Origin of the sequence: Natranaerobius trueperi, from assembly GCF_002216005.1 — a bacterium.
GTDB lineage: Bacteria > Bacillota > Natranaerobiia > Natranaerobiales > Natranaerobiaceae > Natranaerobius_A > Natranaerobius_A trueperi.
In genome coordinates this window covers 1-19346 of record NZ_NIQC01000028.1, presented here as the reverse complement: position 1 = coordinate 19346, position 19346 = coordinate 1, and the positions used below count along the sequence as shown (strand labels likewise).

General features: G+C 32.8%; 21 protein-coding genes and 1 other annotated feature. Of the genes, 1 reads left to right on the top strand and 20 read right to left on the bottom strand.

Annotation, left to right across the window (positions count from 1 at the left end; translation table 11 throughout):
- Positions 1–7: 7 nt before the first annotated feature.
- From ccpN to CDO51_RS10470, 20 genes are all read right to left on the bottom strand, one after another.
- Complete coding sequence (ccpN, locus tag CDO51_RS10565; RefSeq protein ID WP_158212427.1) at positions 8–640, bottom strand: transcriptional regulator CcpN; 633 nt, start codon at positions 638–640, stop codon at positions 8–10.
- Positions 641–771: 131 nt separating this feature from the next.
- Positions 772–2853 carry a glycine--tRNA ligase subunit beta gene (gene glyS / locus CDO51_RS10560; protein ID WP_089024237.1) on the bottom strand — a complete coding sequence of 694 codons (2082 nt, stop codon included), beginning with the start codon at positions 2851–2853 and terminating at the stop codon, positions 772–774.
- Complete coding sequence (glyQ, locus tag CDO51_RS10555; protein WP_089024236.1) at positions 2846–3730, bottom strand: glycine--tRNA ligase subunit alpha; 885 nt, start codon at positions 3728–3730, stop codon at positions 2846–2848. Before glyQ ends, glyS begins: the two co-directional genes overlap by 8 nt.
- A 55-nt stretch (positions 3731–3785) precedes the next feature.
- Positions 3786–3959: a binding site (T-box leader), on the bottom strand.
- Between the two features lie 64 nt (positions 3960–4023).
- The gene (gene recO / locus CDO51_RS10550) at positions 4024–4806 is read right to left on the bottom strand and encodes a DNA repair protein RecO (RefSeq protein WP_089024235.1); all 783 of its coding nucleotides are present in this window, start codon (positions 4804–4806) and stop codon (positions 4024–4026) included.
- Positions 4807–4808: 2 nt separating this feature from the next.
- On the bottom strand, positions 4809–5690 hold the full coding sequence (gene era / locus CDO51_RS10545; protein ID WP_089024234.1) for a GTPase Era: 882 nt from the start codon (positions 5688–5690) through the stop codon (positions 4809–4811).
- Between the two features lie 17 nt (positions 5691–5707).
- Positions 5708–6775, bottom strand: a complete 1068-nt coding sequence (locus tag CDO51_RS10540) for an alanine/ornithine racemase family PLP-dependent enzyme (protein ID WP_089024233.1) — start codon at positions 6773–6775, stop codon at positions 5708–5710.
- Between the two features lie 30 nt (positions 6776–6805).
- Positions 6806–7210: a cytidine deaminase gene (gene cdd / locus CDO51_RS10535; protein ID WP_420811494.1), complete on the bottom strand. Its 405-nt coding sequence runs from the start codon at positions 7208–7210 to the stop codon at positions 6806–6808.
- A gap of 14 nt (positions 7211–7224) precedes the next feature.
- On the bottom strand, positions 7225–7848 hold the full coding sequence (locus CDO51_RS10530; RefSeq protein ID WP_089024231.1) for a DUF502 domain-containing protein: 624 nt from the start codon (positions 7846–7848) through the stop codon (positions 7225–7227).
- An 18-nt stretch (positions 7849–7866) separates the two neighbouring features.
- Complete coding sequence (locus tag CDO51_RS10525) at positions 7867–8562, bottom strand: diacylglycerol kinase family protein (RefSeq protein ID WP_089024230.1); 696 nt, start codon at positions 8560–8562, stop codon at positions 7867–7869.
- 23 nt (positions 8563–8585) lie between these two features.
- Positions 8586–9059 (bottom strand): rRNA maturation RNase YbeY, encoded by a 474-nt coding sequence (ybeY, locus tag CDO51_RS10520; RefSeq protein WP_089024229.1) that lies wholly within the window; start codon positions 9057–9059, stop codon positions 8586–8588.
- Positions 8971–11205, bottom strand: a complete 2235-nt coding sequence (locus tag CDO51_RS10515; protein WP_089024228.1) for an HD family phosphohydrolase — start codon at positions 11203–11205, stop codon at positions 8971–8973. The genes ybeY and CDO51_RS10515 overlap by 89 nt, the downstream gene beginning before the upstream one ends.
- 24 nt (positions 11206–11229) lie before the next feature.
- Entirely contained in the window at positions 11230–12210 is a 981-nt protein-coding gene (locus CDO51_RS10510; RefSeq protein ID WP_089024227.1) for a PhoH family protein, read from the bottom strand.
- Between the two features lie 21 nt (positions 12211–12231).
- Positions 12232–13467, bottom strand: a complete 1236-nt coding sequence (gene yqfD, locus CDO51_RS10505; protein WP_158212424.1) for a sporulation protein YqfD — start codon at positions 13465–13467, stop codon at positions 12232–12234.
- A gap of 14 nt (positions 13468–13481) precedes the next feature.
- Positions 13482–13754: a sporulation protein YqfC gene (gene yqfC, locus CDO51_RS10500; protein WP_089024225.1), complete on the bottom strand. Its 273-nt coding sequence runs from the start codon at positions 13752–13754 to the stop codon at positions 13482–13484.
- Between the two features lie 104 nt (positions 13755–13858).
- On the bottom strand, positions 13859–14380 hold the full coding sequence (locus CDO51_RS10495; protein ID WP_089024224.1) for a hypothetical protein: 522 nt from the start codon (positions 14378–14380) through the stop codon (positions 13859–13861).
- A gap of 42 nt (positions 14381–14422) precedes the next feature.
- The gene (floA, locus tag CDO51_RS10490) at positions 14423–15454 is read right to left on the bottom strand and encodes a flotillin-like protein FloA (protein WP_089024223.1); all 1032 of its coding nucleotides are present in this window, start codon (positions 15452–15454) and stop codon (positions 14423–14425) included.
- A gap of 1 nt (position 15455) precedes the next feature.
- Positions 15456–16793, bottom strand: a complete 1338-nt coding sequence (locus CDO51_RS10485; RefSeq protein WP_089024222.1) for an NfeD family protein — start codon at positions 16791–16793, stop codon at positions 15456–15458.
- 124 nt (positions 16794–16917) lie between these two features.
- Entirely contained in the window at positions 16918–17364 is a 447-nt protein-coding gene (locus tag CDO51_RS10480) for a GatB/YqeY domain-containing protein (protein ID WP_089024221.1), read from the bottom strand.
- A 16-nt stretch (positions 17365–17380) separates the two neighbouring features.
- Entirely contained in the window at positions 17381–17554 is a 174-nt protein-coding gene (gene rpsU, locus CDO51_RS10475; protein ID WP_089024220.1) for a 30S ribosomal protein S21, read from the bottom strand.
- A gap of 86 nt (positions 17555–17640) precedes the next feature.
- Entirely contained in the window at positions 17641–17985 is a 345-nt protein-coding gene (locus tag CDO51_RS10470) for a histidine triad nucleotide-binding protein (protein ID WP_089024219.1), read from the bottom strand.
- 123 nt (positions 17986–18108) lie between these two features.
- Here CDO51_RS10470 and CDO51_RS10465 point away from each other — a divergent pair, with 123 nt between their 5' ends.
- Positions 18109–19212, top strand: coding sequence for a hypothetical protein (locus tag CDO51_RS10465; RefSeq protein WP_089024218.1), 1104 nt, complete (start codon positions 18109–18111; stop codon positions 19210–19212).
- The last annotated feature ends 134 nt before the right edge of the window (positions 19213–19346 follow it).

The window sequence follows — 19346 nt, the reverse complement described above, 5'->3', positions numbered from 1 at the left end:
TAGTATTTTAGATATCAATTTCAGCTATAATTTTAATTAAATGTGTTTTACTAATTCTCCCTACTAGTTCATCATCTATTTTATCATTATCCTTTCCCAATACAGGCAAACAGTCTATTTGAAACTCTTGTATTTTCTTCGCAGCTAACAAAGCAGAGTCACTATCTTTGACTGTAATTACATTTGGACTTCTAGTCATTATTATACCAATAGGTAATTTATTTAGATCATTATCTCCTAAAGTTATTTTTAAGAAATCTTTTCTCGAAACCACTCCTTTTAATATGTTTTGATTATCAACCACAAAGAGTGTTCCAACATCTTCTAAAAATAATGTAACTATTGCATCATACACACTGGTTTCTTCGTTTACTGCAACTGGCAACCCTTGAATTTCATTCACTTTTTTTTGTTTTAAAACTTCTCCAATAACATTACTGATTCCCTTTCCTGTGTAATAATAACCTACTTTTGGTCTTGCCTCTAATACGCCTGCCATCGTAAGAAAACTAAGATCAGGTCTAAGTGTGGCTCTTGCTAAGTTTAAAGTTGAGGCAATTTCTTCACCTGTAATCGGTCCATTTTCTTTTGCAATATTTACAATATCTTCTTGCCTTTTAGACAGTTGAATTATTACCACCACCTGTAAATAAATATGTTATACTATTTAATAACATTATCACATATAGTATATACTATTTCAACAGTAAAATATCTTGGTAATTGTTTTAATTTATATAAAAAAGTTAGGTCCTAGGACCTAACTTTCTATTAATCTTGTAGTCGTGAAAAATCAGAAACCTGATAATACATTTCCCTTATTTTAAAAATTAAGTTCAACCTATTACTTTGAAGATGTTTATCATCTACCATTACCATAACATTATCAAAGAACATATCAATATCATTCTTTAAAGACGCTAGTTCATCTAAAGCTTTAGAAATATCATCATTATCTAAACTATCACTGATACTTTCTTTCATATCTTTATATTTTTGATATATATACTTCTCATTTTCATCCTGGAACAATTCTGTATAGACTTCCTCATGATTTGCTTTATCTGCTAAGCTTTTAACTCTATTAAAACCACCTAATACATCTTTTAAAACTTGTGTATCTCTTAATTCATTTAGTTTTTTAGCACGTAAAAACGCTTTGTGAATATTTGAGTTTTCAGATGCTAAAACAGCATCGATAATATCTACAGGTAAATTGTGTTCTAGAAACACTGTTTTAGTTCGATGTTTTATGAACTCACGTATATCCTTTAAAATTTCTGAAGTAGAAGATACAGAACTTTCTTCTGGTATTAAAGATAATGCTCGATGAAATAATTGTTCAAGGGAAAAAGAAAGTTCAGTTTCTAATACTATATGGACAACACCTAATGCTTGCCGTCTTAATGCATACGGATCTTGGTTTCCTGAAGGACGCTCTCCTATGGCAAAGCTACTCGCTATGTTGTCAACCTTATCAACAATACTTGTAATTGTTCCAACCATTGTTTGAGGAACTTGATCACCTGTAAATCTCGGTAGGTAATGCTCTGAGATCCCACGAGCAACTTTTTCATCTTCTCCATCTAATTTAGCATACTTTTCACCCATGATACCTTGCAGCTTTGGAAATTCACCTACCATTTGTGTAGTTAAATCTGCTTTAGATAGATCAATAGCCCTAAGGGATAAGGAACGAACAGGCTCTGAAAGTTCAAGTATATCAAGCAATGTCCTTCCTAATTCATTCATTCGATCAACTTTTTTTGCAACACTACCAAGTTCTTCTCTATAAATTATAGATTTCAAGTCTTCTAATTTAGTTTCTAAAGTAGTACGACGATCCTCTTGATAGAAAAAGTTAGCATCAGAAAGACGTGCTCTTAAAACTCTCTCATTACCAGCTTTAACTTTTTCAATTGCGGTATCATCACCATTTCTAATTGTTATGAAGTACGATAACAAAGTGGTGTTCTGTTTTTTATCTAAAAGTCCAAAATACTTTTGATGATCTTGCATACAAGTAATCAACGCTTCTTTTGGAATATTTAAAAATTCTTTTGAAAAGCTTCCCGTCAATGCAGTTGGCCATTCTACTAAAAAATTAACTTCTTCAAGCAAATTTTCTGGCATTTCAGCTACAGCATCTAATTCTTGTGCTAATTTTTCAACTTGATTTTTAATAGAGCTCCGCCTCTTATTATGATCGACCATAACATAAGATTTTTCTAACAATTCTTCATATTTACTAGGATTTTCAATATGTATTGCTTCTGAACCTAAAAATCTGTGACCTTTGCTTAAATTAGATGCGTTCACATTTCCAAAATTAAATGAAACAACTTCTGTTCCTAACATTGCCACAATCCATCTAACTGGACGTATAAATTTTTCAGATCTATTTCTCCAAAACATTTTTACAGGAAATTCAATCGATCTAATTAATTGATTAAATAAATCAGGTAATACCTGGATAGTCTCTTTTCCCTTAACATTTTTTACAGCATAAACATATTCTTTATCTGATTCTTTTTCTATTTGCAATTCTTCTACTTCTACTCCCTGACCTTTTGCAAATCCAATTACTGCTTTAGTTGGGTTTCCATCTTTATCGTAAGCTATATCTTTAGAAGGACCCCTTTTTTTACTGGTATCGCTTTTTTGTGTTTCTTCAACACCAAAAGCTTGAAGCACTAACCTTCTTGGAGTAGCCATTACTTTGAGATCTGAATATCCAATTTTATATTCTTCAAACAGTTTTTTAGATTTGACTTCGATTTGGTTAATAGCTTTTGGAATATAACGTGCTGGTAATTCTTCAGTACCAATTTCAAATAATAAAGTTTTAGCCATTATTTTTTCCCTCCTTTAGGAGAGGATAATTAAGGTTCTCTCTTTGTTTGAGATATGCTTTAGCGCATTTTCTAGCAAGGCCTCTTACTCTACCAATATACCCAGTTCTTTCTGTAACACTAATTGCACCTCTAGCTTCTAATAAGTTAAATGTATGTGAACACTTAAGTACATAATCATAACCTGGAATTACTAATTGTTTATCTAATAACCTTTTTGCTTCCTTTTCATATATTTCAAATTGTTTAAAAAGCTCTTTCGATGAAGATTCATCAAAGGAAAACACGGACTGTTCATATTCAGTTTGTTGGAATAACTCACCATACGTTACTTCATCATTCCATTTAATATCAAATACATTTTCTACACCTTGTATATACATAGCAATTCTCTCGAGTCCATATGTTAGTTCACATGAAACTTTATCTACATCTACGCTGCCTACTTGTTGGAAGTAAGTAAATTGAGTAATTTCCATTCCATCTAGCCATACTTCCCAACCAAGTCCCCAGGCTCCTAAAGTGGGTGATTCCCAGTTATCTTCAACAAAACGTATATCATGCTCTACTGGATCGATACCTATAGCTTCTAGACTTTTTAAATATCTTTTTTGGATATCATCAGGAGTTGGTTTCATAATCACTTGAATCTGATGATGTTGATATAATCTGTTTGGATTTTCTCCATACCTTCCATCATTTGGCCGTCTTGATGGTTCAACATAAGCAACATTCCATGGTTCTGGTCCTAAGGTTCTTAGAAAAGTAGCTGGATTCATAGTTCCTGCACCTTTTTCTATATCGTAGGGTTGCAATACTAAACAATTTTCATTTTTCCAATACTCTAATAACGAAAACATAAGTTCTTGAAAATTCATTTTTAACACCTCCATTTATAACAAACTACAAAAACCCTCTACGTCCTCCTATTAAGATAGGGACGAGAGGGGTCTCCCGCGGTTCCACCCTATTTAACTCCCTATACGGGAGTCCGCTCAACCTTATTAGCTCAGAAATGCCTTCACTACCATATCTTTTCGAGCTTTCACCATCCTCGAATCGCTTATAAGATAGAGGGTAATTACTACTTTTCATCATTGCCAATATCGGTATATCGTTGGTTATAATAAAAATATAGCAAAAAATTAGTAGCAATGTCAAACAGAATCAATTAATTTTCATTCATTGTCAAATAGAATGATTTTGTTTTACAAACTACATCAAAGTGTATTTTTAACATATGAGAAAGTACTTTTTCTATAGTGCTGTTTTGAAATGATGTTAATTTTAGATTACGTAATTGATAAACTGGTAGGGAAAATAATCTTTTAATTATATTAACACTTCCAAAATCTATAGGAAACGCTGAAATGTGCATATCTTTTTCATATGCTTTCAATTTCTCAAAACATTCTTCACAAATTAATCCCCCAGACTCTGGGTCAAAAAAACTTCTAGTATTATTTGACATTACTTCTTTTTCATGGTTTGCACACCCAGATAAATCAGGGCTTACACCTAAATTATGTATCAATTTAGCTTCAAATATACGTAAAACTAACGATGGAGAATAACCTTTTTCTAGCAGGTGTAATGAACTTAAGGTAACACCAAAAAGGGCCGAATATTCTTCTCCTTCTGGTATAGTCTTATCTAGTAATTCTAAAATACACATACCAGCACTCATAATAGCCAAATCGGTTCTAACTTTTCCAAATTCATGTACAATCTTTCCCTGAACGATTTTATCTAAGCTACGACCTGAATATAATTGAAAATTTGCATAAGTAAAACTTTGAACTATTCCTGATAATTTGCTTTTTGGCTTTTTTACACCTTTAACTATTGAAGATATCCTCCCGTATTCAGGGCTAAATAAAGTAACTAACTTATCATAATCACGATAATCTTGATTTTTTATAACTATCGCATCAGTCTTATATACGGCACACATACTTAATACCCCAAATCTTTTAAAAATCTCTCTTTATTACGCCAGTCTTTTTTCTCTTTCACCCATAGGTCTAAATAAATATGGCTACCCAATAATCTTTCAATATCTTGTCTTGCTTCTTTTCCTATCTTCTTTAACAGATTCCCTTTTTTCCCAATAACAATTTTCTTTTGTGATTCTCTTTCTACATATATAACGCCTTCAACATCAATTAAATCCTTATTTTCTCGATTTGATACTGATAAAATCTCAACAGCCAAAGAATGTGGGATTTCTTCCTGCGTATAGTGTAATAATTTTTCTCGTACAATTTCTGAGATTACAAATCTTTCAGGATGATCTACTATTTGATCTTCTGGATAATATTGCGGACCTTCAGGCATTAGATTTTCTAGATCTTTAAGTAAATCTTGTACATTATCTCCTTTTAAAGCGGAGATATAATAAGTTTTAGTAGGTTTGAATAATTGTTTTAATTTATCTGCTTTTTCTTTAGCTGTTTCCATATCAACTAAATCAATTTTATTCATAACAAGAATTATTGGTGATGAAATATTAGAGAGTTTCTCAATGACAAATTTATCCCCTTTTCCTAGTGCTACTGATGCATCAATAACTAACATTAAAGCATCCATCTCATTAAGACTTCTTTCTACTGACTTTAACATTTTCTCCCCGAGTCGGTGTTTAGGCTTATGTACACCTGGCGTATCAATAAAGACTAATTGACTATTACTACCATTGTAGATACATTGAATCTGATTTCTAGTAGTCTGAGCCTTATCACTTGTTATAACTACTTTCTGCCCCAATATATAGTTAATCAATGTAGATTTTCCAGAATTCGGGCGTCCTATTACTGAAACAAAACCGGAACTAAACATAAGATCTTTCTCCTTTCCTAATCATTTACTTCAATATCTATGTAAGGTGAAGTCATTGCAGATAGAACTGCTCCATATGTCATATTAAATTCTACTTTTTCTCCTACATCATAAGTACACTGTGAATCAGTAATATCTATAATCAAATGGTCACTACTTGCACCTTCAATACTTATTTTATTGTCTATAGGTATAAGTCCTTCGATAGAAACATCTTGCTTTCCTACTGCAGCTATAGCACGAGTTCTTATTCCCTGATCTGTAAATTCAGGTACATTTCCAAAAGGATCTTTTCCTATTTCACCTTCAGGTAATGACGGTTTTTGCTTTATTTCAATAATTTCTGCAACTAATTTGAATGCATCTTGGTGTGTATTAGGTATTTTTAATTCCCTAACACTATCCATACCTAGTAAAAACCCTTCCCCTACTCTAAGCTGATTGATCTCTTTTGGGAGTCCATCATTGAATACAAGAGTCACACCACAACTATTACCACCAGATAATACTGAAACATCGATCCCTTTCTTTTCAATCTCTTGTTTTAAATCAGCTATTATTTGAGCATTACGAAAAGTTGGTAAAACACCACCAAAACAACCGACATTAAGCCCTATACCTTTAAAGTTTAAGTTCTCATAAGCTTGCGCTTTTTGAACAAATTCGACAAATTTTTCAGGTAAGATCCCTTCTCTTCGATCTCCTACATCAACCATAACAATGTAACTATGTTCTTTATTCTGAAGTTTTGCTTCTTTATTCATTGCTTTAAGTGTTTTAAGTTCTGTAACTAAACTTACATCAGCAAAACTAATAACATCTGATATCTCACTTTGCATAGGTGATCTTAATAAGGTTATTTCTCCAGTAAAACCATAGTCACGCAGTCTTTTGATATTTTGTATTCTTGAATCTCCTAACTCCTCTAAACCGCCTTTAATGTACGCATCAGTAATACGTGGATGTGCTAAAACAGCTTTAGTCACACCCATTACGGATATGCCTTTTTCTTTACACTTACTTGTTATAACATCAACATTATGAACTAGTTTTTCAAAGTTAACTTCTATTTTGGGCACAGCCATACTCAACTCCCCTTTATTTTTCTTTAGAAATTATTCGAGCTCATTCTTTGTAAAAGCACCTGGCAGTAGATCTTCAGAGCTAACTATCCTGTATTCTTTACTTTTGTTAGCTAAAATTATCTGTGCATCTTGGCCAAATTCCATTATAACTTGGCGACATGCACCACAAGGAGAGGCAAAGTTTTCTGAATCAGCAATTACTGCTAATAATTTAATATTAGTCTTTTTCGATTCACTAACAGCTTTAAATATTGCTGTTCTTTCTGCACAATTTGTAAGACCAAATGAAGCATTTTCAACATTACAACCATTAAAATATTCTCCATCCCCGGTCATAATTGACGCACCTACTGGATACTTTGAATATGGTACATAAGCGTTATCTTTACCTTGTTCAGCAAGGTCTATCATATACTTAATTTGTTCATCACTAATTGCTTTTGTCACAGTCATCCTACCTCCTTGTTATTCTGTATTAGCTCTGGAGTTACAACGCCACCAGATACTACAAATTTCAAACCTTCTTCTACAGTCATCGCTAAAAAAGTTATCTCTTGTTTTGGAACCATAACTAGTATTCCTGATGTAGGATTAGGTGTAGTAGGTATAAATATACTCATCAATTCTTCATTCGTTTTTATTTGTGGCTCGCCTCGTGAGTCTCCTGTTGCAAAACCTATAACATAACATCCTTTACGTGGATACTCTAACATCACTACTCTTTTAAAAGATGTCTTTTTTTCTAGATTTGTAAAAGTATCTAATAATTGTTTTATAGCTGTATATATATTTCTAATAAAAGGTACTCTAGTAAACAATATATCTGCCAAGTATACAATTTTTTTACCAACTAAATTTGTTGCAAGAACTCCAGTAATTAGTATGATAATTACAGCTGATATAATCCCTGCACCTGGTCCTTCCCATGGAATTAAATTAACAGGGGTTTCTACTAAATTATCTAACCATCTAAAAAGCACCCAAAAAATATATAAGCTCGAAACCAAAGGAAGTAATACAATTACTCCAGCAAAAAAATAGTTCCTAATTTTTTTAACAACAGCGCGTACCAAACTCCTCCCCCTTTTAAGTCATTCGAACAAGTGAATGGTGATAAGGCTTAAAAAAACACCGTTTATCATCCATAAAATCTTAAAAACAGGTGTACATTCTTTCCTTATCTTCTTAAGAAGATAAAAAAACATATGAAATAAAATTAGACCTAAAACAGCAGCAAAAAGTAGGTTTTTTAAATAAAAAAGGCTATGTAAAAAAATAATACCAGATAAACTTGAAATGATAATTGAAAGAAAATGAGTCCGATTGTCTAGTAATATTGCCATCCCCCCTGTTATAATAATAAAAATTATACAAGTTCCAATAATTATCTCGGATGGACTATTTTTTATAATAGATACTAATTCAAGTATCAATAAATTTATATCTTTAAAAAAGAGAAAATATCCGATAATTAAGGAATTAATGGAGGCTAGCATAACAGCTCCTGCTGCAACATCTTTTGCAATTGCAGCAAGTTGTCTTTGCTTTTTAGTATACAGATCCACTGTGCTTTCGATAGCAGTGTTTATCATTTCTGTAATTAGAACTAAAAAAATTGACAGAGTAACTAATAATCTTTCTAGTAAATCAATCCCTATTATATGCCCTATAATTAATACGAGCAATGCAGCAATTATATGATACCTCATATTGGGTTGTGTTAGAACAGTGTAGAAAATCCCTTTAAGCGCGTAACGAAAACTATCTAATAAATTGCGTCTTTTCATAGGGTTTCCTCCATAACTTGATATTAACTTCTTGTAATATCAAGTTTAGATAAAATTTCTTCCTGAAGTGCAAACATTTCATTGCAATTTTTTGCATTGTCATGATCAAATCCTAGAAGATGTAATAAACCATGTAAAAATAAAAATGAAAGCTCTCTTTCTTCCGAGTGCCCATATTGTTCAGCTTGGTTAATAATAGCGTATCTATTAATAACAATATCACCCAACATTAAATACTTGTCACTATTTTCTTCTTCTAATTCGTCTTCAAGTTGCGGAAAGGATAAGACATCAGTTGATTCATTCTTTTTCCTATATATATGGTTTAATTTTTTTATCCCGTTATCATCAACTATCTCTAAGCTAACTTCACCTGAAATTTCACTGGAAATATTTAATTCCTCTCTATCAAGAGTCGTTTTCAGAATTTTTTTCAGTAGCTTCGTCTGTTGATTTGTTATCGGTGTGTCCGTTTGGTTGTTTACTATCAGTTCCATGTTTTCCCTCCCTTTTATCAGGTAAATTTTCTGGATACTCTATTCTACTATGGAAAATACCACTAAGTATTTTACTAAAAGACTCAGCTATAATATTCAAATCTTTTAAGGTTAGGTGACATTCATCTAAATGTCCTTCTGTTAAATGCTGTTTTATGAGTTTTCGTACTAATCCCTCTATCTTACCTGGATTAGGACTAGATATAGTTCTAACTGCTGCTTCAACAGAGTCTGCAAGCATAATAATAGCAGATTCTTTCGACTGGGGTCTCGGACCAGTATAACGAAAATCTTCTTCAATCAGATTATCTTCTCTAGAGTTATCTTTACATGCTTTCTGATAAAAATAACTTACCATTTTCGTACCATGATGTTCTTTAATAATATCGATTATAACACGTGGTAGTTTGTTCTTTTTTGCTAATTCCACACCATCTTTTATATGTGATGTTATAATCAATGAGCTTAAACTTGGTGAAATTTTATCATGAGGATTATCCTTAGTTAACTGATTCTCAATAAAAAAGTACGGTCTAGTTATTTTCCCAATATCATGGTAATAAGCTCCTACACGAGCTAAGATTGGGTCGGCATCTAATTCATCAGCTGCTGTTTCTGCTAAATTAGCAACAATTATACTATGATGATATGTACCTGGTGCATCAACTAATAATTTTTTTAATAATGGATGATTTGGGTTTGCTAATTCTAATAGTCTAATTGAAGTAGTTAACCCAAAGGCACTATCTAAATAAGGTAAAAATCCAATTGCCAAAATTGCTGATAAAATACCATTAGAAATACCGTAGAAAACATTGACTAATAAATCAGCTAATATATCGTACTCTATTCTAAAACCGCCATCTACAAGAAATAAGGCAAAAATTGTAGTAGCGTTTATAAGACCAACGTATAGACCTGCCCTAGTAAGATCTCCACGTTGTTGTAATTTAGCAACTGAATAGGTACCTGTAAAACCACCAACAATAGCTAAAATAGCCACATCTATATTATTCCCAGACATTACTCCGATTAATATAGCTAAAAGGGAAACTAGAACTATCGATAATCTTGCTCCAAATAAAACAGTGAACAAAATCGCTGCCATCGCTGTTGGAATTAAATACCCGGAAAATACGCTTGAGACACGAGCTATCACTAAAGTAGCTACAAAGATCAGACCTAATAAAACTAACAATGTATTATCATAAAACGTTGTTTCAAAGTAGTAATAAATATAAATAGCTGCTAACCCAATTACAATTGCGATAAGGATGGCTAGTCCTAATAGCATAAAGTAATCTCCATGAGCCCTTTGAAGTCCTAAGTCTTCTAGAATCATTAAATGTCTTTCAGTTATTCTTTCACCTTCTCGAACAATTACTTCTCCTTCAACTATAGTTTCAGGCTCAACTTCTTTTCGAGCAAGCATCCTTCTTTCCTCTGTAGCATCCTCATTATAGGTCATATTTGGTGATACAGTCTCTTGTAGAGCTGCTAAAGAGAATTCTTTTAAATCTATATGGTATGGTAAAACATCAACTTGTTGTTCAATTTGTTCTTTAGCATTATCAATGGCATCCGGTTTAATTCCCTGATCTAATAGGTTACTCAAAATTGTATTAGCATCACTTTTAACTTCTTCTAAACTTTCAATAGAGAAGTCACCTATTGGTATAGACATGTCTTCAGCTAAGGAAACAGGTGCATTTTCAAAAAAATCGTCCTCTAATTCTGTTACAGTTTCTGATTCATTCCAATATTCTTCATTTTGCTCTAGAGCTTCCTCTTGTTTTTCATAGTACTCTACATTGGCTTCTATCAATAAATCAAATGTTTCTGTAAGAATCTTTAAAGAATTTTCTTTAATGCTAGGATCTAAGTCATAGACTTCTGGCACATCTTTTTCGGCTTCACTTCTTCGTTCTTCTGTTGTATACCGATCTACCACTTCTTCAGGAGCATAGAATGTTTTAGGACTAACTTGCCCAACTTCTAATGTATCAGGTAAAAAGCCAACACTTGTAACTGCAAAGACGCTCAAAAAAACTATAAAAGCAATAAAAACCCTTTGACACAATGGCTTAATTTCTTTGTTATTTGTTGAGCTATTATTTTCATTCTGAGCGCCTCTCCCTAAATTCATTTCCAATCCTCCTAATTTACCAAATTAATCATTCTGTTTTTCGTGTTCTTCATAAGCTAATATAATCTTTTGAACTAGCTCATGCCTAACAACATCCCGTTCAGTTAGATATACAAAAGCTAATCCTGACACTCCATGTAAAATATTAGTTACCTCAGATAATCCTGAATACTTCCCTGAAGGTAAATCTACTTGTGTTATATCACCTGTTATTACAGCCTTTGAACTAAAACCAATTCTAGTTAAAAACATTTTCATTTGCTCAGAAGTAGTATTTTGAGCTTCATCTAAAATTATAAATGAATCATCTAAAGTCCTCCCCCTCATATAAGCAAGAGGAGCTATTTCTATTATTCTTTTCTCCATATATTTATGCACCTTGTCCATCCCTAGTAAATCAAACAGAGCGTCATAAATTGGTCGCAGGTACGGATCAACCTTTTCTTGTAAATCCCCAGGTAAAAAGCCAAGTTTTTCACCTGCTTCTACAGCAGGGCGTGTTAATATAATCCTATTTACTTCTTGTCTCTTAAGACTAGCAACTGCCATTGCAATTGCTAAAAATGTTTTACCAGTTCCTGCAGGACCTATTCCAAAAACTATATCATTATTTTGAATAGATTTTAAATATGTTTTTTGACCTACAGTCTTAGGCTTTATCTTCTTTCCTCTTTCAGTTGTAAATATAAGCTCTTCAAATACTTCTCGCACCTTGTCTTGTTCTCCTTCTTTTATCATATCAGCCGCATATTTGATATCAAAGGCCGTTATTTTCTTACCTTTTCTAATAGAGTCTAATAAAGTATTAACTAAAATTTTAGTGTTTTCTACACTTTCTTGATCCCCTTTAACTTTTATCCCTTGACTTTTTGGAATAATAGTTACAGGAAAACAATTTTCTATAACTTCTAGATTTTCATCAAAATTTCCTAGAAGATTAAAAACTTCAGACTCATCATTTAATTGAACAGTTTCTATTAAATTTGTATTTTGCGATCTTGTCAAGAAAACACCCCTCCAATAGTTTTATTGTAATTTTACTTCTTTACCAATATTTCTTTCAACCGAGAGAATAGCCCTTATCCTAACCAATTGATCTTTTTCAATTTTAAGCTCCTCAAAATGCACATCAACTATTTCTGTATTATCTCCATCTCGATAGGTTTTTTTCGCTTGCTCATAAGCTTTTTCCTTTGCTAATTCTTTTGCTTCACTATTACTTCTTTCACCCTGAGAAACTTCTACTTCATAATATTCTTTTCTCACTAACCCTATCTCCCACCCTAAACTATCTATATTTAGCTTTCTTAAAGTCTTCTTTTTATCATACTCTACATATGAAGGCTCTTTCAAGTCTAAATAATTAGTCTCTCCATTAAAGTAATATCCATACTGAGTTATTTTTTCCCCAGTTCTTTCTCTTTTTTCATAAACAAGTTCAGACTCACCGTAACCCTTTTGATGTACTTTTCCTTTTACTACTCCTTGTGCTTGAGTTTGTGGAAATTCATCTAATATTTCAGCAATTGCTTTATCCTCATCCTCAAAGATTCGTTCTTCTAAAACCTGATCAGAAACTGTCCTACCATATATTAAAACATCATCTTCTTTCACCACATCTCCAGGTTCTACAGCCGGAAATCCTGAAAAAACCAGAATATTTGTAATATAAGCTTCTCTATCTGACACTATGTTTGTAGGCCCCTCAAACTCCTCTGGTTGTTCTTCTTTTTCAACTATCTCAATTTGGACTTTCATGCCTTTCACTCTGATTCCAACAAAAATAATCTCATCATGTTGATTTACAACTATATTTTCTATTTCATGAGCTTCAAACTCAGACTTTTTAGTTCCTGGTGCTACACCAGATTCTTCTAAAGTCTCAATTATTTCTTCATCAGAAACTCTTTCATTTCCTACTATTTCAATGAACCATACAAAACTAGATAGGTAAATTAACACCACAATGGCTACAACAATTCCACCTACTAATACTTTTCTTTTTCTTAACTTCTTTTTTAAGATCGGAATACCTTTTTTCTCTACGATTTTCACTCTACAGTTTGTCTTTCTAATAATATGTCTTAATTTATGAAAGTCTGATATACTAATTTTTAATTTGAGTCCACGTGGATATTTTTTAATATCCCAAATCAAGATATTATTCTGTGTAGTTAGATTAATAAATTTTTCAACAGTTGTTCCAATAACTGTTACTTCTAAATACCCAATGATATAATACCACACTTTTTTAAAAATCACCAAACGTCCCCCCATTAGTTATTAAACTCGATATTTTCAATATTGCCCTCTATTAATATCTCCTCTTCAAAAATATTTCGAAGCACTAGGCTTGAGCCAGTAACACTTATTTCTCCTCCAGAGATTTTAATCCTTATTTTATTTTCCGAATACTCAGATACACCTCTATGATTTTCTACATAAAATTGTGTGTCACCAATTATAATTATACGTGGAAGATTTAGGACAATATCTTTAGGTAAATCAAAAAAATCTGTAAACATTGCCTTTAAGTTATGTTTTTTCATACTTCACCCTCCTCTCCTACCATAAAATATGCCTAGTATTGTTCATATATTAAAACAGATTAAAAAAAAGCGAATTGATCAAATGATCAATTCGCTTTATAAGTTTACACAAAGTTCTTTCTCTTTTTTTTACTCTTTGGGGGATCTAATATTTCTTTTAAAAGTATAGCATTTTTTAGTTCTTTTTTACTACTAAACATTTCTTGAAGATCAGAATCTTTTTTCCTAGTTGAGACTTGATAGCTGTTACGTTCAAGTTGATTCATTTGTGCTGAAACTTGACGTGCTTTTTTTCTCGCCTTTTGTTTTTTGTCTTCGTAATCTCGAATAGTATCATTTAGACTTGTTCTTTCTTCTTCGATTTCCCTAATTTCTCTACTCTTTTCCTCTTCTTCAGGATGTTTGTTAACATTTGGTTGACCTTTATTGGGAAATGAAGGGAACTCTATATCCTCTGGCCACGGAAAATTAGGAGCTCTTTTTTCTTGGTTTTGCGTTTCTTGTTCATTTTGTGGTCTCGGAAAACCAGGTGTCCTTTTTTCTCTATCTGTTCGTCCTTCACCTAAAACATTTTTTACAGCTGATGCACCTAATAATATAATTATCATAACAATTATATCTCCCATTAGGTCACCCCCTTATAACCCTGTTTTCTTACGACATCTTTTTTATTCATCATCTTCTTCATCTACCGGTTGATTTCGATAGTGTGGAGTCTCACTACTTTCATTAGATTCAGTTTGTGAAATATAATTTCTCATTTCTGTATCAGCTTGAATGTTTTTCATATTATAGTAATCCATAACTCCAAGTTTACCATCTTTGAGTGCTTGGGCCATTGCTAGGGGCACTTCTGCCTCTGCTTCTACTACTTTTGCTCGTTTTTCTTGTACTGATGCTCTCATTTCTTGTTCATGGGCAATCGCCATAGCACGACGTTCTTCTGCTTTTGCTTGAGCTATTCTTTTATCAGCATCTGCCTGATCAGTTTGTAGTTGTGCACCAATGTTCTTACCAACATCTACATCAGCAATATCGATACTTAAAATTTCAAAAGCCGTACCAGCATCCAAACCTTTGTTCAAAACAGTATGAGACATGTTATCAGGATTTTCTAATACCGCCTTATGATTTTCAGCTGAACCAATTGTTGTGACTATACCTTCTCCAACTCGTGCTATAATTGTATCTTCTCCTGCACCACCAACTAATCGATCAATATTAGCTCTCACTGTAACTCTTGCTTTAGCTTTTACTTCAATACCATCTTTAGCTACTGCAGCAACTACAGGGGTTTCTATAACCTTTGGATTAACACTCATTTGAACGGCTTGAAGAACATCTCTACCTGCCAAATCAATTGCAGAAGCTCTTTCAAAAGACAATGGAATATCAGCTCTTTGAGCTGCAATAAGTGCATTTACAACCCTATCTACATTTCCACCTGCTAGATTATGTCCTTCTAATTTATTTACACTCAATTCAAGCCCAGCTTTAGTAGCCTTTATTAAAGGCTTAACAACTTGAGCGGGTATTACTCTTCGCAAGCGCATTCCTACTAAAGTAAATATGCCAATCTTAACACCCGCAGCTTGTGCTGAAATCCACAGGCCTAAAGGTATAAAACTTAAAATTACAGATATTGCAAGAATTGCAATCGCAATTAGTATCAGTAATGTCACTAAACCACCATCAATCATATTATTTACCCTCCTCTTCTTCTTTTATTAACTCTTGTACAACTATTCTAGATCCTTCTACTTCAGTTATCTTGATCTCCTTATTTTGCGGTATATACCCCCCTTCACTCACTACATCGATACGTTCATATTCGATTCTAGCAGTCCCTGCTGGTCGAAGTGGAGTTTCTGTTTTACCAGTTAAACCAACTAATTCCCTATGCTCTGTATTAGTACCCACATAGCCATGATCTTTTTCTTCTTGATGTCTTAATATTATTCTATCCCAGAACCTACTTTTAACAAAAAATCTAAAGGCTACAGCTAAAATAATAACTGTTCCTATAATACTATAAAGCAACATCATCATTCCTAATTGTGTATTTTCTGCTGACATAGTAATAGCAAATCCAAATGAGACTATGCCAAGAAGACCTAACACTCCAAAACCTGCAACAAAGGCTTCTAAAAGTAGTAACACAATTCCCGCTAAGAAGAACAGTAAAACTTCATAACCTGCAAATCCAGCAAAAATATGTCCACCAAAAAAGAGACCAAAAGACAGCAATGAAATTGAACCTGCTACTCCAAAACCCATTGTAGTGATTTCAATAATTAACCCTGCCATTCCAAGCGTTAGTAGTATTGACGCTACTGTGGGTGAGGTGATAAATCTAGCTAAACGTTCAGCCCAAGCCATATCGTATTCAATAATTTCTGCATTATCAAAACCTGTCTTATTGAGTAGTCCCTGATAGTCTGAAACAACACCATCAGCCATTCCGTGTTCTTTTGCTTCTCTTTCATTAATTGTAAGTAACTCACCTTGTGAAACTAGACCATTTATTTCTATTTCTCTTCTAACCATTGCAGCAGCAATTTCTGGGTCTCTATCTTCAGCAACACTTCGCATTTCACTTTCCCACATACTCATAACCTTCTCATCTGCAACTTCTTGACCCATCCTAGCTTCAGCCGCTCCCATATTGGTGCTAGGTCCCATATATAATTCATCTGCAGCTAATGCTAAAAAAGCTCCTGCTGAAGCTGCTCTACCGCTAACAAAAGCATTGACAGGAATATCTTCATATACTATTAGATCTTTAATGTCAAAGGCCGCATCTAAAGTTCCTCCGGGAGTGTTTATATCTAATAAAATCATATCTGCATTTTCCTCTTTTGCACTTTCAAAGGCTCTATTCATAAAGGCATATAAACCTCGTTCTATATTCCCTTCTACCGGCACTACATAGACTGTCTGTTCTGAATCAGAAGATGCACCTGCCCCATTAGAGACTGTAGCCATTATTCCTAATAGGAAAATTATTAGCAAAATAAGCGTACGTTCACCCATTTTCATAAAGACACCATCCCTCAATTAATTTCCTATAATAATTATTATAAAATAAATAACAATTTATTTCCAATTATTTTTGAATTTAATTTAAAAAAAGGGCCATATAGGCCCTATGATTCAATTTACGCTAATTTTCAAGTAACTGTTTTACAAGATTATTTACTCGTTTGCCATCAGCTCTTCCTTTAACATTTGGCATAACCACTTTCATAACCTGTCCCATTTCTTTTAGAGATTTCGCACCAACTTTGTCAATGGCATCTTTAATGATTGATTCTAACTCTTCATCAGATAATTGCTCAGGTAAGTATTCATCTAAAATATCAATTTCTTTTTCTAAGTCTCTAACTGTATCTTCTTTTCCGGCTTGTTGATATTCTTTTAAAGAGTCTGATCTTTTCTTTCTCTCTTTAATTAAAATCTCAATAATATCTTCTTCTGAAAGTACTTCAGAATTATTTATTTCTTGATTTTGTAACTCTGATCTAATCATTCTAATAACCGATAGCCGAAATTTATCTTTCTTTTTCATTGCCTCTTTCATGTCTTGTTGTAATCTTTGAGCAATTTCCATTACACAAGCCTCCTACTTAACCTCTTTTAGTTGTGCGTTCAGCAGCTTTGCGCTTACGCTTTTCACTCGGTTTTTCATAATGCTTGCGCTTTTTTGCTTCACTTAATACCCCACTTTTAGAACATTGTTTTTTAAAACGGCGTAAAGCGCTATCTAGTGTTTCGTTTTTACCAACTCTTATTTCAGCCACAAATTTCCCTCCCCTCTTTCACAACAACAAAATCTCTATATAATATAATACCATTAAATTTGCATTAAGTAAATCAAAACAAAATATTATCCTGGCGGCCAAGTCAGTGTTCGTTTGCCAAGAAGATGGAAATGCACATGATTTACTGTCTGTCCACCCTCTTCACCGCAGTTATTAACTATACGAAAACCAGATCGATCTAACTCAAAGTCTTTGGCTAATTTCTGAAGTGTGACCATAATTTCAGCAAAAAGTTCATCATCTTCTTCTTGAAAATTCATAAATGACTCAATATGTTTTTTAGGAATAACTAATAAATGTACAGGCGCTTGAGGTTCCACGTCTTTAAATGCTAGTATGTTTTCATTTTCATATACTATTTCACTGTCAATTTCTTTATTTACAATCTTACAAAAGATACAATCTGACAACTAATCCACCTCCTTTTGCTATGTTATTCTTCGATTTTCAGTCTAATAAATCCTGCTTTTTGAATTAAATCTGCACAAATTCTAGTAATGACAAATAAAATATATCAGCAAGGAGGGATTAATATGAATGAACAAAGAATAACTACTTTTTTTCCTGGAGGTAATACTAGTTTTGGGTTTTACTCCCTTTTTGATTATGTTATTTCCAATCCAAAAAGATTTTATGTCATAAAAGGGGGGCCAGGAACCGGAAAATCAACATTATTAAAAAAACTAGCTAATCACTTTACTGATAAACGATACTTCGTTGAAAAGTTTTACTGCGCCTCTGATAGCGAATCTCTAGATGGAATTGCCTTACCTGAAACTAATACTGCCATTATAGACGGTACAGCACCACACGTGATTGATCCAAAGTCCCCAGGTGCAATTGATGAAATTATTGACCTGGGACAATTTGGGGACACAAATAAGTTAAAGAAATATCGAATTGAAATCACCAACATACAAAAGCAGGTTAAAGAACTTTTTAATTTAACTTATAATTATTTTTCTCTAGCAGAAAAAACAAAATACCATATAAAACAAATGCAGGGATTAAGAAAGAAACGTGATGAATTACTAGATTTTAAAAAATATTTAACTGATAATTTATTTAAAGAAAATAAAGTTAGTTCTTTCAATCCACTTAAATTAAATGATAAATCAAATTCTAGTGCCAGGTATCTTTTTGCATCTGCACTTGCTCCACAAGGACATATTAATTTATATGAATCTTTATTTAAAGACACCGATTATTTAGTTTATCTAGACGATGACTTCTACCCAGAAACCGATCAGTTAATGCAGGATATTCTTAACGAATCTTTAGATAGAGGAATTAAACCAATTGTATTCATGTGTGGTTTAAATCCTAAACAAATTGATGTTATATATATTCCTCATTTCAATACAGCATGCTTGAGATCTAATAACTATCACCCCATAATTGATCATTACAATACAGAGTTAATTAATATAAGAGATAAAAGATCAACCCCTACCCATCTTAATGATGAAGAAAATATTAGTAAAGAACAATTTGACTTTTTAATCAATCGAGGCTTAACTTTATTGGCCCAAGCTAAAAATATACGAGAAGGATTAGAGGAAATATATATAGATGCTCAAGATTTTTATAAAGTAGATCAAATCGAAGAAAGACTGATAGATGAATTAATTAAGTGAACTAGTTGAGTCTGTCAAGTAATTGGTGTAAACATTCCGATAATGACCTATAAGAATAACTTAATTACAGGATAAAATGCTGAAGAAATCGAGGGAGTTTCCTTAGATAAGGGGAGCATCTCCCTCGATTTATC

What these genes read in the sequence shown, in the direction of transcription:
- CDO51_RS10540 (WP_089024233.1), bottom strand. Translation starts at nt 6,775, where the DNA reads ATGGCTGTGCCCAAAATAGAAGTTAACTTTGAAAAACTAGTTCATAAT.
- CDO51_RS10495 (WP_089024224.1), bottom strand. Translation starts at nt 14,380, where the DNA reads ATGGGAGATATAATTGTTATGATAATTATATTATTAGGTGCATCAGCT.
- era (WP_089024234.1), bottom strand. Translation starts at nt 5,690, where the DNA reads ATGTTTAGTTCCGGTTTTGTTTCAGTAATAGGACGCCCGAATTCTGGA.
- yqfC (WP_089024225.1), bottom strand. Translation starts at nt 13,754, where the DNA reads ATGAAAAAACATAACTTAAAGGCAATGTTTACAGATTTTTTTGATTTA.
- CDO51_RS10480 (WP_089024221.1), bottom strand. Translation starts at nt 17,364, where the DNA reads ATGGAAATTGCTCAAAGATTACAACAAGACATGAAAGAGGCAATGAAA.
- CDO51_RS10525 (WP_089024230.1), bottom strand. Translation starts at nt 8,562, where the DNA reads ATGAAAAGACGCAATTTATTAGATAGTTTTCGTTACGCGCTTAAAGGG.
- CDO51_RS10515 (WP_089024228.1), bottom strand. Translation starts at nt 11,205, where the DNA reads ATGAATTTAGGGAGAGGCGCTCAGAATGAAAATAATAGCTCAACAAAT.
- glyQ (WP_089024236.1), bottom strand. Translation starts at nt 3,730, where the DNA reads ATGAATTTTCAAGAACTTATGTTTTCGTTATTAGAGTATTGGAAAAAT.
- ybeY (WP_089024229.1), bottom strand. Translation starts at nt 9,059, where the DNA reads ATGGAACTGATAGTAAACAACCAAACGGACACACCGATAACAAATCAA.
- CDO51_RS10485 (WP_089024222.1), bottom strand. Translation starts at nt 16,793, where the DNA reads ATGAAAATGGGTGAACGTACGCTTATTTTGCTAATAATTTTCCTATTA.
- glyS (WP_089024237.1), bottom strand. Translation starts at nt 2,853, where the DNA reads ATGGCTAAAACTTTATTATTTGAAATTGGTACTGAAGAATTACCAGCA.
- CDO51_RS10465 (WP_089024218.1), top strand. Translation starts at nt 18,109, where the DNA reads ATGAATGAACAAAGAATAACTACTTTTTTTCCTGGAGGTAATACTAGT.
- floA (WP_089024223.1), bottom strand. Translation starts at nt 15,454, where the DNA reads ATGATTGATGGTGGTTTAGTGACATTACTGATACTAATTGCGATTGCA.
- recO (WP_089024235.1), bottom strand. Translation starts at nt 4,806, where the DNA reads ATGTGTGCCGTATATAAGACTGATGCGATAGTTATAAAAAATCAAGAT.